Raw genomic sequence first — 13,298 nt, 5'->3', positions numbered from 1 at the left:
GCCCGGCCCGGCCCCGGTCCGGGGTTCGGCGCGGGCCCGGCCTGCCGGGTGCCCGGGAGCCGGGCCGCCCGCCCTGACAGAATGCGGGGAGCAGACGTGGACCAGATGAGGAGACGCAAGCCGTGATCCGTACCCACAACGCCGGAAGCCTGCGCGCGGCGGACGCCGGCTCGACGGTGACGCTCGCCGGCTGGGTGGCCCGCCGGCGCGACCACGGCGGTGTCATCTTCGTCGACCTGCGCGACGCCTCCGGCGTCGTGCAGGTGGTCTTCCGCGAGGAGGACGCGCACGCGCTGCGCAACGAATTCTGCGTGAAGGTGACCGGCGAGGTGACCCGCCGCCCCGAGGGCAACGAGAACCCCGACCTGCCGACCGGCGAGGTCGAGGTGACCGCCACCGCGCTGGAGGTGCTCTCCGAGGCCGCGCCGCTGCCCCTTCCGGTCGACGACCAGATCGAGGCCGGCGACGACATCCGGCTCAAGTACCGCTACCTCGACCTGCGCCGCGGCGGCCCGGCGAAGGCCATGCGGCTGCGCTCGCGGGCCAACCAGCTGGCCCGCTCGGTGCTGCACGAGCGGGACTTCCTGGAGATCGAGACCCCGACGCTGACCCGCTCCACCCCGGAGGGCGCCCGCGACTTCCTGGTCCCGGTCCGCCTCCAGCCGGGCAGCTGGTACGCGCTGCCGCAGTCGCCGCAGCTGTTCAAGCAGCTGCTCATGGTCGGCGGCATGGAGCGCTACTACCAGATCGCCCGCTGCTACCGGGACGAGGACTTCCGGGCCGACCGGCAGCCGGAGTTCACCCAGCTCGACATCGAGATGTCGTTCGTCACCGAGGACGACGTGATCGACCTGGGCGAGGCGATCGTGGCGAAGCTCTGGTCCGACCTGGCCGGCTACGAGATCCCCCGCCCGATCCCGCGGATCACCTGGCACGACGCCATGTCCCGGTACGGCTCGGACAAGCCGGACCTGCGCTACGGCGTCGAGCTGACCGAGCTGACCGACTACCTGCGCGGCACCGAGTTCCGGGTCTTCGCCGGCGCGATCGACGCGGGCGGCTACGTGGGCGCCGTCGTCATGCCGGGCGGCGCGAGCCAGACCCGCAAGGAGCTGGACGGCTGGCAGGACTGGGCCAAGGCGCGCGGCGCGCGGGGCCTCGCGTACGTGGTGCTCGACGCGGAGACCGGCGAGGCGCGCGGCCCGGTGGCCAAGAACCTCTCCGAGGCGCACCTGGCCGGCCTGGCCGACGCGGTCGGCGCGAAGCCGGGCGACGCCGTCTTCTTCGCCGCCGGCACCGACGCCCGGGAGGCGCAGGAGCTGCTCGGTGCCGCCCGGATCGAGATCGCCAAGCGGGCCAAGCTGGTCGACGAGAGCGCCTGGGCGTTCTGCTGGGTGGTCGACGCGCCGATGTTCGAACGGACCTCGGACGAGAACGGCGGGGCGGGCGGCTGGACGGCCGTGCACCACCCGTTCACGTCGCCGAACGCCGAGTGGGTCGACCGGTTCGAGGAGGCGCCGGACCGGGCGCTGGCCTACGCGTACGACATCGTGTGCAACGGCAACGAGATCGGCGGCGGCTCGATCCGTATCCACCGCGGCGACGTGCAGCAGCGGGTGTTCGACCTGCTCGGCATCACCGCCGAGGAGGCGCAGGACAAGTTCGGCTTCCTGCTGGAGGCGTTCAAGTACGGCGCCCCGCCGCACGGCGGCATCGCCTTTGGCTGGGACCGGGTCTGCATGCTGCTGGCCGGCGCGGACTCGATCCGCGAGGTCATCGCCTTCCCGAAGACCCGCGGCGGCTTCGATCCGCTGACCGGTGCGCCGACGCCGATCACCGGCCAGCAGCGCGCGGAGGCCGGGATCGACGCCAAGCCGAAGGCGCCGACCGGCCCGCACGCCGGCACCGCCGGCCCGGCCGCCCCGGTGGCCGACCCGACCTGATCCCCCGCTCCTCGCCGTCGATCATGAGGATGGCCGGGGCCGCTCCGGCGCGTCCCGCGGCTGTCCTCATGATCGACGCGGGCGAGGGGTGGTTGGGACGGTGGTTGCCTTTCAGGCGTTCCTCGGTGCGGCGGACTCAGGACGGCCGGCGTGCGGCATGGGTCCGGATGAGTCCCTCGACGCCGCGGAGAAAGGTCTCGGAGATCAGCGCCGGGTCGAACAGGCACCCGGCTGCCATGGCGCCGTCGCGGAGCATGACGAAGTGCCGCGCGCCGGACTCGGCCTCGGTGTCCTCGATGCTCGCCAGCAGGGTGGTGATCGTTTCGAGGAACCACTGCCGATGCGCGAGGACGGCCTGGTGCACGGGATGGTCGGGGTCGGGATACTCCGCCACGGCGTTCAGGAAGGCGCAGCCGCGGAAGCCGGCGGACTGGATGTCGCGGGCGATCGACTCCGCGATGGCCCGGAGGGCGTCGGGTGCCGGCAGGGCGGCGGCGGAGGCTGCGTCCACCTGGTCACGGATGGCGTGATCGGCCGCCCGCAGATAGGCGAGGACGAGATCCTCCTTGCCCGGGAAGTGCCGATAGAACGTGGCCCGGGTCACCTTCGCCTCGGCGATGATCCGATCCACGCCGACCGAGTGGATTCCCTCCCCGTAGAAGATCCTGGTCGCGGTGGTGAGGAGGCGCTGCCGCGCCTCGGACGGCCGGACGCCGGAGTCGCTACGTGCCATGGGCCCCAGCCTAGCGAACAGAACGTTCGGTCTTGACGGGGTGGAGTGCTGTCGTTACCTTACGACGAGACAGAACGTTCGTTCTGCTCAGAGGGAGGTTCCAGCCGCGTGCCCCGCCCGGTCGCGGTCCCCCTCAGGAACCACCGGAAGGATGACCATGACCATCGTTGCCGCCCCCGGCATCCCGACCACGGCGTCCGCCCTGCGGCGGCTGTACTTCGTCCGCTTCGCCTTCGCCATCGTCTGGGCCGGCGTGGCGTTCGCGCTCGCCGGAGACCTCAGCCCTCTCCCCGTCACGCTCTTCGTGATCTACCCGCTGTTCGACGTGGCCGCCGCCGTCGTCGACGCCCGCGCGTCGTGCGCCACCGGATCGCCCACCCTGCTGTACGTGAACATCGCGGTCAGCCTGCTCGCCGCGATCGGCCTGGCCGTCGCCGGCACGTCCGGCATCTCGGCGATGCTGCGCGTCTGGGGTGCCTGGGCGATCGTGGCCGGGCTCGTGCAGCTGATCGTGGGCGTGACCCGCCGCAGCATGGGCGGCCAGTGGCCGATGATCATCAGTGGCGGCCTCTCCGTGCTCGCCGGCGGGTCGTTCGTCGTGGCCGCCTCGGCGGACAACCCGGCGCTGACCAACGCGATCGGCTACGCCATCCCCGGCGCGGTCTTCTTCCTCATCTCGGCCGTCCGCCTCGGCCGCGCCGCGAAAGCGAGCTGACCTGGCGACCACCAGATGTGGCTGCGTCTCCTGGAGGCGTACGGCGGCCGACCGCGATGCCGAGGTGGCGTAGGGTCACGCCTCGGAGTCGCGATCGGCGGATGCCGACTCCTCCCGCGCGACCGACTGGGCCGAAGGCTCCAACGGCCGTCCCCGGCTCAGCAGCGCGTCGAGTAACGCGACCAGGGCCAGCACTCCGGCCACCACGCCCAGCCCGGCCATCGGTGCCCAGCGGGCCACCGCGGGCGTGAACAGCAGCAGGGCCACCAAGCCGATCACCCGGGACCCGGAGACCCGGCCGAAGATCTCGTATTCCAGCAGCGTACGGGCGACGAGAAAGAGCACCGGGCCGCCGACCACGAACAGGATCAGGCCGCGCCGCGGCGGCCCGAACGGATGATCGATCACCAACTCGTAGCCGACCGCGGTGACGAGCACACCGAGCACGATCAGCAGGTGCGCCCGCCCCGACACCGTGCCCAGCCGGCCGGGCATTCCCGCCCGGCCCAACGCCTCGGGCAGCAGCAGGCCGGCGCGGTGGAAGTAGATCCGCCAGAGCAGCGCGCTGGTGGCGAACGCGACCCCGAAGGCCGCAGCCCGGACCGAGGAGTAGGCCGTGCCGCCGAAAACCATGCTGATGACCAGGATCGTCTCTCCGAGTGCGACGAGGAACATCTGCTGGTGACGGTCGGCGAGATGCGTCCCCGCGATCCGCCAGCGGTGCACCGCCGAGGCGCCGAGCCGCGGCACCGGCCAGCCCAGGGCCCAGGCGAGGTAGTCGACAGCGAGGGCGGCGGCCCACAGCGGCAGGCGGAGTGCGTCCGGGCCCAACGCGCCGGCCAGCCAGAGCGGCGCGCTCGCCGCGGCCCATGCGGCAAGCCGGAACGGCACCAGACGTCGCGGGTGGCCACGCAGCGCGGCGGCGACCACCAGCGGCCGCACCACCATCACCGCCAGGTACGCGGCCGCGAACGGCAGCGCTCGCTCCTCCATGGCGCGTGGCAGCGTCACCGCCATGATCAGGCCGGCGAACATGGTGCCGATCACGACGGCCTGGATGATCGACCGCTCTGGTTCGTAGCGACTGGTGATCCAGACGGTGTGGGACCAGATCAGCCAGAGCGCCAGGAAGAGCAGTACTGTGCGGCCGAGCCCCGCGACGAGAGCCCAGCCGGTGTCATCGCTCAGGTCGACGAACCGTTGCGTGACCCGGGTGAGGGCCACGACGAAGGCCAGGTCGAAGAAGAGCTCCAGGAACGTCGCACGACCCGAACTCGTGGGAGGGCGCAGCAGGCCGGCCCCTCGTCCCGCCGCCATCGTCGCCTCCGTCCCCTCGTCGCACCAACGAGCCAGCCGCCGGAGCCGTCGCGTCGGCCTTGACGGCGTCCGCCTCACCCGCTGCGCGCCCCGTGGCCCGACCTGATCCTGACTCGACGCAGGGCCCGCGTCATGATGGCGCGGGCCTTTCGACGTCTGGAGGACGGGATGAACCTGCTCGTGGTGGGGGCCAGCGGCCTCCTGGGCGCCGAGGTGTGCCGGCAGGCCGTCGCGGCCGGGCACCGGGTGACCGGCACGTACCACTCGGCGGCCGTCGCGGTGGCGGGCGTCGCGCCGCGCCGGCTCGACGTCACCGACCGCGCCGCGGTCCGCGCGCTGCTGACCGAGGTACGCCCCGACGCCGTCGTGGCCACCCCCTACCGGTACGACGACTGGGCGGTCACCGCCGACGGGGCGGCCCACATCGCGTGCGCCTCCGCCGAGGTGGGGGCGCGGCTCGTGCACCTGTCCAGCGACGCGCTGCACGCCGGCCGGCCGACGCCGTATCTGGACGACGACGTGCCCACGCCGGTGCACCCGTACGGGGCGGCGAAGGCGGCCGCCGAGACGGCGGTGCGGGCGGTCGATCCGGGGGCGGTGCTGGTGCGGACCTCGCTGATCGTGGGGGAGGGGAGCAAGCAGATCCAGCTCTGCCGGGACGCCCTGGCCGGCCGGGCCGTCCTGTTCACCGACGAGGCCCGCTGCCCGGTGCACGTGGCCGACCTGGCCGCGGCGGTGCTCGAACTGGTGCCCACGGACCTGGCCGGCCCGCTCAACGTGGCCGGCCCGGAGGCGGTCAGCCGTGCCGAGATGGGACTGCTCGTGGCCCGGCACGAGAGCCTCGACCCGGCCGGTCTGAAGACGTCGACCATCGCCGAGGCCGGCCTGCACCGCCCCGCCGACGTGCGCCTCGACTCGTCCCGGGCCGTCGGTTTGCTGCGCACCCGGCTGCGCGGGATCACCGAGGTGCTGGGCTTGACCCCATGATGCACAGTTCCTGTGCATAACACTTGTGCACAGAAACTGTGCACAGATATTGTGCAAGGCATGGAGAACGCGAGGTCACGTCCCGAGCCGCGCGAGGTGCGGCTGGACCACCGACAGGTGCGGGTGCTGGCCCACCCGCTGCGGATGCGCCTGCTCGGCGCGCTGCGGGTGAAGGGGCCGTCCACCGCCACGGCGCTGGCCGAGATGCTCGGCACCAACACCGGAGCCACCAGCTACCACCTGCGCCAGCTCGCCGAGGTGGGGCTCGTCGTGGAGGACCCGGACCGGGGCACCGGCCGGCAACGCTGGTGGCAGGCCGCGCACGACGTCACCAACTGGGAGCCGACCGACTTCGACGACGACCCGGACGCCCGCGCCGCCATCGACTGGATCCAGGGCGACCAGGTCCGGCACCTGGCGCAGCACGCCGAGCAGTGGTTCGCCACCCAGCACGAGTGGGCGCCGGCCTGGCGGGACGCCTTCGGCATGAGCGACGTCTTCATGACCATCCCGGCCGCCCGGCTCGAGCAGATCAAGACCGAGGTCTGGGAACTCTTCGAACGCCACCGGAACGAGGCCGACCCGGCCGAGGCCGGCGCCGAGCCGGTCCAGATCTACTTCGCCACCTACCCGCTGCCGAAGGAGTTCCGGTGACCGCGCTCTCCGTACGACAGATCCGGTCCCGCTACCTCACCCTCTACGGCCTGCGCTGGCTGCCCACCGGCCTGCTCACCCCGGTGATGATCCTGCTCATGCAGGAGCGCGGCCTGTCGCTGTCCCAGATCGGCCTGGTGGCCACCGCGCAGGGCCTGGTCGTGCTGGCGCTCGAACTGCCCACCGGCGGCCTCGCCGACGCGCTCGGCCGCAAGCCGGTGCTGCTCGTCGCCTGGGCGGTCTGCCTGGTCTCGCTCGTGCTCTTCGTCGTCGCCGACTCGTTCTGGATGTTCTTCCTGGTCTGGGCGTTGCAGGGGATCTACCGGGCGCTCGACAGCGGCCCGCTGGAGTCCTGGTACGTCGACGCCACCCTGGCCGCCGACCCGAAGGCCGAGTACGAACGCGGCCTGGGCTGGGCCGGCACCGTGATCGGCGTGGCCATCGGCGCCGGCGCGCTGCTCGGCGGCGGCCTGGTCGCGCTCGGCCCGATCGGACCCCTCAGCGCGCTGGCCCTGCCCGTGCTGGTGGCCGTCGCCCTCCAGGCGGTCGCGCTTGTCGCGCTCACCGTGCTGCTGGTCGAGCACCGCCCGGCCCGGGGTGCCGCCGCGGTCCGGGCCTCGGTGGTCGAGGCGCCCCGGATGGTCGGCCAGGCCGTCGGCCTGCTGCGCCGCAACCGGGTGCTGCTGGCCCTGGTCGCCGTCGAGCTGTTCTGGGGTTTCGGCATGATCACCTTCGAGTCGCTGCTCCCGGTGCGCCTCGCCGAGGTGGTGGGCGGAGCCGACCGGGCCGCCGCGCTGCTCGGCCCGGCCAGCTCGGCGGCCTGGCTGGCCAACGCGGCCGGAGCCGCGCTGACCCCGCTGATGCTGCGCCGGCTGGGCGCCGCGCCCGCCGCCGCGCTCATGCGCGTCCTCCAGGGCGTCACCGTGGTCGGGATGGGCCTGCTCGGCGGCCCGGTCGGGGTGCTCATCGCCTACCTGGCCTGCTACACCGTGCACGGCGCGTCGAACCCGCTGCACATGGGCCTGCTGCACCGGCAGGTCGACGGCCCCTACCGGACCAGCGTGCTCTCGCTGAACTCGATGATGGGCCAGCCGGCCGCGGCGCTCGGCGCGGTCGTGCTGACCGCCCTGGCCGACGCCACCAGCGTCACCGTCGCCATGCTGGCCGGCGCCGTGGTGCTCGCCGTGGCCGCCCCGCTCTACCTGCCGGCCTGGCGCGCCGGGCGCCGGGTGGCGGAGCAGCCGGGTGACGACCACGGGCCCGGCGACTCGGTTGCCGGCCCCGGCCACCCCGGCCCGGCACTCGACCCCGCGGGTCCCGTCGACCCGGTCCCGGCCGCCGCCGCGCCCACCCGGACGGACTGAGCCGTGTCCGGCCCGCGCGCCCGCGGGAACGCCGCGGTCCGGGAGGTGGTCGTCGTGGGCGGATCAGCCCAGGTGGACCGAGGTGCGGTGCTCGGTGCCGGTGTAGCCGAGGCGGCGGTAGAGCCGGATCGCCCCGACGTTCGCGGTGTAGACGCCGAGCGCCACGTGATCGTGCCGGGCGAACAGGGCGCGGGTCATCCCGGCGGTGAGCGCCGCGCCGAGCCCGCGGCCCCGGCGGTCGGGCGCCACGGTCAACCCGGCCAGGAAGCCGATGTCGCCCCGGCTGCGGTCGGCGCCGCAGGCCACCAGGCGGTCGCCGTCGCGGATGCCGTACCAGTCGACGACGCGCGGGTCGCCCGGGCGGGACGTCGTGCTCGGAAAGGCCTCCTCGATGAGCGCGGCCAGCGCGGGATGGTCGGCCTCGGTGAGACGGACGACGCGCTCCTCCTCCGGCTGCTCCGGCGGTGCGGTGGTGGTCCAGAGGAAGTCCCACTCGTCGAGGCGCGCCACCGTGAACCGGTCGGCCACCTCCGCCGGGTCGGTCCGGGGCAGGTGCAGCCACTGGTCGGCGCGCAGCGTCCCGTCCGCCACCAGGCCCGCGAAGACGTCCAGCGCCGGCCCGGCCGCACCGAGCGCCCCGCCGGCCGGCCCCTGCCCCGGCGGCAGCAGCCAGCCGACCGCGCCGTCGCGCCGCCAGCCCCGCGCCTCCCGGTCGCGCCAGAGCGCGTGCCGGGCGTACGGGTGGTGACCGGCGGCGGCGAGCAGGGTGTCCCGGCCCAGCAGGACCTGGTCGGCAGCGATCATGCGGCCAGCCTACGAGAGGAGAATCCGTGACCCCCATCCACTCCGTACGGGCCGTGCGCCTGACCGGTCCGGGCTGTGTGCTGCGGGAATGGGCCGACGACGACGTGCCCGCGCTGCACGCGCTGCTGACCGAACCGCGGGTGCTGGACCGGGTGCTGGACGAGCGGGCGCCGACCCGGGACGAGGTCCACGACGCCGTGTCCACGTGGCGCGAGGAGGCCGGCGGCGAGCCGCGGCCCGCCTACCGTCTGGCCGCCGTCGACGGTGACCGGTTGCTCGGGCTGGGCACCCTCACCGTGGAGAGCGTGCCGCACCGGCGCGGCGAGATCGGCTACGTGGTGCACCCCGACCACTGGGGCCGCGGGCTCGGCACCGGGATCGCCGGCCTGCTGCTCGACCTGGCGTTCGGGCCGGTGGGGCTGCACCGGGTGGAGGCGACGACCCGGCCGGACCACGTGGCCTCCCGGCGGGTGCTGGAGAAGGCCGGCCTGCGGTGCGAGGGCGTCAGCCGGGACCACCTGCTGGTCCGGGGCTCCTGGTGGGACTCCGTCCGGTACGCGATCCTCGCCACCGACCGCTGACCGGAAACACCTGCCCCCGGCAGGGGCGTTCCACGGTGGAGATTGACGAACAGACCGATTGGGTACATCCGTCGCCGACCTACTGGGACCCCCCACCGGAGGAACGACCATGCTCGCCATTCTCGCGGCCATCGTGTTCGGCTTCGCCCTGTTGATCGACTTCCTGAACACGAACCTCGGCGCGCCCGACCTGTTCAACACCCACACCCTCATGCTGATCGGCTTCCTGCTGCTCTCCCTCTACCTGGCCGGGGTCGGGTCCGGCCCGCGCGGCGGTGGCGGCGGCCGCTGGTACCGGGGGCGGCGTCCGGGTCGCGGCTGACCGGAAACGACCATCCGGGCCGGGCGGCGGCGCGATTCCAGCGTCGTCGGCCCGGCCCGGTACTGTTCTCGTGATGGAATCCGACGCCCTCTTCACCCTCGGCGAACCCGCCGGAGCGCCCAGCGCCCCCGCGGGTTCCGGCGGCGTCGACGGGTTCACCGCCGCCGCGGCGGATTCGCCGCTGCCCGTCCGGATGCGGCCGGCCAGCATCGACGAGCTGGTCGGTCAGGACCACCTGCTCGCGCCCGGCGCCCCGCTGCGCCAACTCGTCGAGTCCGCGGCGCCGATGTCGGTGATCCTCTGGGGGCCGCCCGGCAGTGGCAAGACCACGATCGCGCACCTGGTGGCCCGGGCCACCGACCGTCGCTTCGTCGCCATGTCGGCGCTGACCGCCGGGGTGAAGGACGTCCGCGCGGTCATCGAGACCGCCCGCCGGCAGCGCCGCGCCGGGGGCCCGCCGACCGTGCTCTTCATCGACGAGGTGCACCGGTTCAGCAAGACGCAGCAGGACTCGCTGCTCGCCGCCGTCGAGGACCGCACGGTCACCCTGCTCGCGGCGACCACCGAGAACCCGTACTTCTCGGTCATCTCGCCGCTGCTGTCCCGCTGCGTGCTGCTGACCCTCCAGCCGCTCGACGACGACGCCGTCCGCGGCCTGCTGCGCCGCGCGGTCGCCGACGAGCGCGGGCTGGGCGGCGCGCTCACCCTCGCGACCGACGCCGAGGACCACCTCGTCCGCCTCGCCGGCGGCGACGTCCGCAAGGCGCTCACCGCGCTGGAGGCGGCGGCGGCCACCGCCACGGCCCGCGGCGTGGAGCGGATCGACCTCGCCGTCGCCGAGCAGGCGGTCGACGTGGCGGCCGTCCGCTACGACCGCGACGGCGACGCCCACTACGACGTGACAAGCGCGTTCATCAAGAGCATGCGCGGCTCGGACGTGGACGCCGCGCTGCACTGGCTGGCCCGGATGCTGGTGGCCGGCGAGGACGCCCGGTTCATCGCCCGGCGCATGGTGATCTTCGCCAGCGAGGACGTCGGCATGGCCGACCCCACGGCCCTGACCGTCGCGACCGCCGCCGCGCACGCCGTCGAATACGTCGGCCTGCCCGAGGCCCAGCTCAACCTGGCCCAGGCGGTCATCCACCTGGCCACCGCCCCGAAGTCCAACTCGGCCACCACCGCCATCGGCGCGGCCATCGCCGACGTGCGCGCCGGTCGCGGCGGGGCCGTGCCGCGCGGGCTGCGCGACTCCCACTACGCCGGCGCCCGGGGCCTCGGCCACGGGGCCGGCTACCGCTACCCGCACGACGACCAGCGCGGAGTGGTCACCCAGCAGTACGTTCCGGACGACCTCGTCGGGACCGACTACTACCAGCCCAGCGGGCACGGCGCGGAGCGGGCGGTGGCCACCCGGCTGCCCCTGCTGCGCCGGATCGTGCGCGGGCTGCCCGCGCCGCCGGCACGGGTCGAGGCGGCGGTGAGCGGCGGCCGCCCGGCGGACGCCGCGCGGGCCGACGGCGCGAACGAGGGCGGCAGCGACGCCGTGGGGGAGGGTCAGCAGTGATGGCGCGTGGTCCGGAGCAGCCGGCGGACGGCCCCGACGAGCGGCGGGACCCGCGTGCCAAGGGCCGCCGGTGGGGGCGGGGTCGGGCCGACGCGGAGCCCGCCGAGGCGGCCGCCGGCGAGGAGTTCGGCTGGATCGACGACCTGCGGACGGCCAAGCAGCAGCGCAGTGACCTGGGCCCGGACGGGGAGGCGCCCGGCGCCGTGCCGCCCGCGCGGGGTGGGCTGCCGCCCGCCGCTCCGGGGCCCCGGCCCGGTCCGGCCGCCCCGGAACCGCCCGGTGCCGCCCGCCCGGGCGCGGTGCCGCCGCCCCCGGCCGCCCGGCCCGGGCCGGAGACCCCACCCGCCCGCCGTGGCCCCGAGGCCCGCCCGGCGGGCCCCGCCATGCCACCCGCCCGCCCCGGCGGCCCCGACCCGGCGGCGCCGCGCCGCCCCGTCGACGGTCCCTGGCCCGGCGCACCCGAGCCGGCCCGGCGCCCCGCCGAGCCCACCCGTGGCCCCGGCGAACCGTCCCGCCCGCCCCGCCGGAACCCGGACGCGCCGACCGGCCAGCAGCCGCCGGCTCCCGGCCGGATGAGCGGCCCGCCCGGCCCGCGCGTCGCGCCGCCCCCCGGCCCGGTTCCCGGCCGCGCCGGTCAGGGCGCCGGTCCCACCCCCGACCGCGGTCCCGGTGGCCCGAATCCCGGCCCCGCCTGGCCCGGCCCCGACGGCGCCCGGAACGCGGTTCCGCCCACGCCGCGCGGCCGGCACGGCGCCGAGGCGCCCGCCGGCCCGGCCGGCGGCCCCCGCCCGGGCGGCGTCGACCCGGCTGTGGGACCCGCCCCCGGCGGCGGCCGGCGGGCCCTGCCCGACGGCGCCGACCCCGGCGTCCGCCCGGTCTCCGGCGCCGGCCGCCGGCCGGCCTCCGAGGGCGGCGCACCCGGCCGTCGCGGCGCACCCGACCTCGCTCCCGGCGGCCCCCCGCCCACCGGCGGTCACCGGCGGGCCGTGCCCGACGGTGCTCCGCCCGGCACCGGCCGGCGCGCCCCGGCGGGTCCGGCCGACCCCGCCGTCCAACCCGTCTCCGGTGCCGGCCGGAGGGCCGCCGTGGATCCCGGCCGCGCCGGCGTGCCCTCGGCGCGCGCCGCCGCGCCCGGCGTCGGCCGGCCCACCGATCCGGTGACCGGCGGGCCGCAGCCGGGCGAGCCCGGGCCGCGTCGCGGTCGCGCCCCGCAACGCCCCGAGCCGTCCACCGCCGGGGTGCCCACCGCGGACGGTGGCGCCGGCCGGAGCGGTGGCCGTCGTCGCGCGGGGGAACCGGACCACCCGGTGGTGCCCCGCAGCGGAAACGCCCCGCAGGTGCCCGGCGCCGGTCCCGACGTCGAGCGTCGGCCGGACGGCGCCGCACCGGCCCCGCGCCGTACCACGGCCGGTGCCGCAGCCGGCCCCCGGCCCGGCACCGACGTCCCACCGACCGGCCGGCGAGCCGGTGCCGTCCCGGCGTCCCCGCCCGGCCGCCGAGCGGCTCCCGACGGCCCGGCGGTCCCGCCCGGCCGTCGCGGCGCTCCCGACGACAGCGCGCCGCCGACCGGCGCGCCCGACATCACCGCCGCGCCGCGCGGCCGGCGGACCGCTCCCGACGAGGCGGCGATGCCGCCCGGCCGGCGGGCCGCCGCCGACGCCGCGGCGTCGCCGGGTCGCCGCGGTGCTCCCGACGGCCCGGTGGCCGCGTCCGGCCACCGTGCCCCCGACGACGCCCCGCCCGCGTCCGGTCGCCGCGCCGCCGCTGACGCGCCGGGTGGACCCGGTGCCACCGGCGGCGCTCCGGCCCCGCGCCGCGCGGCCCGCGACGCCGCCGACGAGCCGCGCCCGCAGCGACCCGACCGTCCCGCCGACTGGCTGCGCCAGGCCGGTCGCACCTCGCACAGCGACCCCGCCATGCCGGCGGTCCGCCGCCCCGGCGGCCCCCCGGTGGACGAGCCGGCCGCCACCCGGCGCGGTGGCACCGGCCCCGACCGTGGCGCGACCGGCCGCGTCGGCGCGGCGGTGCCGCCCCTGAAGCCCGACCAGACCGGCCCCGCCCGGGGCCTGGCCCGGCCCGCCGGCCCGGCCGCTCCCGGCGACGGTGCCCGTGGCGCCGCCCGGCCGGACGGCGACGGCACCGGCGGGCTGCGACCCGGTGCTCCCCGGCCCGGCGGGCGCCCTCCCGCCGACGATCCGGCCCGCACGGGTGGTTTCCCGGCGGGCGGTGATCCGGCCCGCACGGGTGGTTTCCCGGCCGGCGGTGATCCGGCCCGTTCCGGCGGCGTGCCGGCCGGCGGACGGGGCCGGGGCGG

11 protein-coding genes are annotated in these 13,298 nt (G+C 76.2%); 8 read left to right on the top strand and 3 right to left on the bottom strand.

Going from position 1 to position 13,298, the window contains the following annotated elements:
- Positions 1–122 precede the first annotated feature (122 nt).
- A complete protein-coding gene (gene aspS, locus ACZ6PY_RS24555) occupies positions 123–1,943 on the top strand; it encodes an aspartate--tRNA ligase (protein WP_466075435.1) in 1,821 nt (606 codons plus the stop codon).
- Between the two features lie 136 nt (positions 1,944–2,079).
- On the opposite strand, the gene ACZ6PY_RS24550 is transcribed toward aspS, so the two are convergent.
- On the bottom strand, positions 2,080–2,676 hold the full coding sequence (locus ACZ6PY_RS24550; RefSeq protein WP_466075432.1) for a TetR/AcrR family transcriptional regulator: 597 nt from the start codon (positions 2,674–2,676) through the stop codon (positions 2,080–2,082).
- 157 nt (positions 2,677–2,833) lie between these two features.
- Between ACZ6PY_RS24550 and ACZ6PY_RS24545 the strand changes: the two genes are divergently transcribed.
- Positions 2,834–3,391 (top strand): hypothetical protein, encoded by a 558-nt coding sequence (locus ACZ6PY_RS24545; RefSeq protein ID WP_466075428.1) that lies wholly within the window; start codon positions 2,834–2,836, stop codon positions 3,389–3,391.
- 75 nt (positions 3,392–3,466) lie between these two features.
- Here the strand turns inward: ACZ6PY_RS24545 and ACZ6PY_RS24540 are convergent, their stop codons facing one another.
- Entirely contained in the window at positions 3,467–4,708 is a 1,242-nt protein-coding gene (locus ACZ6PY_RS24540; RefSeq protein WP_466075425.1) for a low temperature requirement protein A, read from the bottom strand.
- 168 nt (positions 4,709–4,876) lie between these two features.
- Between ACZ6PY_RS24540 and ACZ6PY_RS24535 the strand changes: the two genes are divergently transcribed.
- The 3 genes from ACZ6PY_RS24535 to ACZ6PY_RS24525 are packed head-to-tail and all read left to right on the top strand — an operon-like array spanning position 4,877 to position 7,713.
- Positions 4,877–5,695 (top strand): SDR family oxidoreductase, encoded by an 819-nt coding sequence (locus tag ACZ6PY_RS24535; RefSeq protein ID WP_466075422.1) that lies wholly within the window; start codon positions 4,877–4,879, stop codon positions 5,693–5,695.
- 60 nt (positions 5,696–5,755) lie between these two features.
- A complete protein-coding gene (locus ACZ6PY_RS24530; RefSeq protein ID WP_466075418.1) occupies positions 5,756–6,349 on the top strand; it encodes an ArsR/SmtB family transcription factor in 594 nt (197 codons plus the stop codon).
- Complete coding sequence (locus tag ACZ6PY_RS24525; protein ID WP_466075415.1) at positions 6,346–7,713, top strand: MFS transporter; 1,368 nt, start codon at positions 6,346–6,348, stop codon at positions 7,711–7,713. Before ACZ6PY_RS24530 ends, ACZ6PY_RS24525 begins: the two co-directional genes overlap by 4 nt.
- Positions 7,714–7,776: 63 nt before the next feature.
- Here the strand turns inward: ACZ6PY_RS24525 and ACZ6PY_RS24520 are convergent, their stop codons facing one another.
- Positions 7,777–8,517, bottom strand: coding sequence for a GNAT family N-acetyltransferase (locus ACZ6PY_RS24520; RefSeq protein ID WP_466075412.1), 741 nt, complete (start codon positions 8,515–8,517; stop codon positions 7,777–7,779).
- 26 nt (positions 8,518–8,543) lie between these two features.
- Here ACZ6PY_RS24520 and ACZ6PY_RS24515 point away from each other — a divergent pair, with 26 nt between their 5' ends.
- From ACZ6PY_RS24515 to ACZ6PY_RS24505, 3 genes are all read left to right on the top strand, one after another.
- The gene (locus ACZ6PY_RS24515) at positions 8,544–9,098 is read left to right on the top strand and encodes a GNAT family N-acetyltransferase (RefSeq protein WP_466075409.1); all 555 of its coding nucleotides are present in this window, start codon (positions 8,544–8,546) and stop codon (positions 9,096–9,098) included.
- Between the two features lie 109 nt (positions 9,099–9,207).
- Positions 9,208–9,420, top strand: a complete 213-nt coding sequence (locus ACZ6PY_RS24510; protein WP_466075406.1) for a hypothetical protein — start codon at positions 9,208–9,210, stop codon at positions 9,418–9,420.
- Between the two features lie 73 nt (positions 9,421–9,493).
- Positions 9,494–10,984, top strand: coding sequence for a replication-associated recombination protein A (locus tag ACZ6PY_RS24505; RefSeq protein ID WP_466075404.1), 1,491 nt, complete (start codon positions 9,494–9,496; stop codon positions 10,982–10,984).
- Positions 10,985–13,298: the final 2,314 nt, after the last annotated feature.

The sequence above is a fragment of the Micromonospora sp. NPDC048907 genome, from assembly GCF_055586885.1.
The sequence above is the reverse complement of the archived record's forward strand: the minus strand, read 5'-3'. Positions and strand labels throughout refer to the sequence as shown.

Excerpts from the sequence above, each read along its gene's own strand:
- ACZ6PY_RS24505 (WP_466075404.1), top strand. The coding sequence starts at position 9,494 with ATGGAATCCGACGCCCTCTTCACCCTCGGCGAACCCGCCGGAGCGCCC.
- ACZ6PY_RS24550 (WP_466075432.1), bottom strand. The coding sequence starts at position 2,676 with ATGGCACGTAGCGACTCCGGCGTCCGGCCGTCCGAGGCGCGGCAGCGC.
- ACZ6PY_RS24520 (WP_466075412.1), bottom strand. The coding sequence starts at position 8,517 with ATGATCGCTGCCGACCAGGTCCTGCTGGGCCGGGACACCCTGCTCGCC.
- ACZ6PY_RS24530 (WP_466075418.1), top strand. The coding sequence starts at position 5,756 with ATGGAGAACGCGAGGTCACGTCCCGAGCCGCGCGAGGTGCGGCTGGAC.
- ACZ6PY_RS24545 (WP_466075428.1), top strand. The coding sequence starts at position 2,834 with ATGACCATCGTTGCCGCCCCCGGCATCCCGACCACGGCGTCCGCCCTG.
- ACZ6PY_RS24510 (WP_466075406.1), top strand. The coding sequence starts at position 9,208 with ATGCTCGCCATTCTCGCGGCCATCGTGTTCGGCTTCGCCCTGTTGATC.
- ACZ6PY_RS24540 (WP_466075425.1), bottom strand. The coding sequence starts at position 4,708 with ATGGCGGCGGGACGAGGGGCCGGCCTGCTGCGCCCTCCCACGAGTTCG.
- ACZ6PY_RS24535 (WP_466075422.1), top strand. The coding sequence starts at position 4,877 with ATGAACCTGCTCGTGGTGGGGGCCAGCGGCCTCCTGGGCGCCGAGGTG.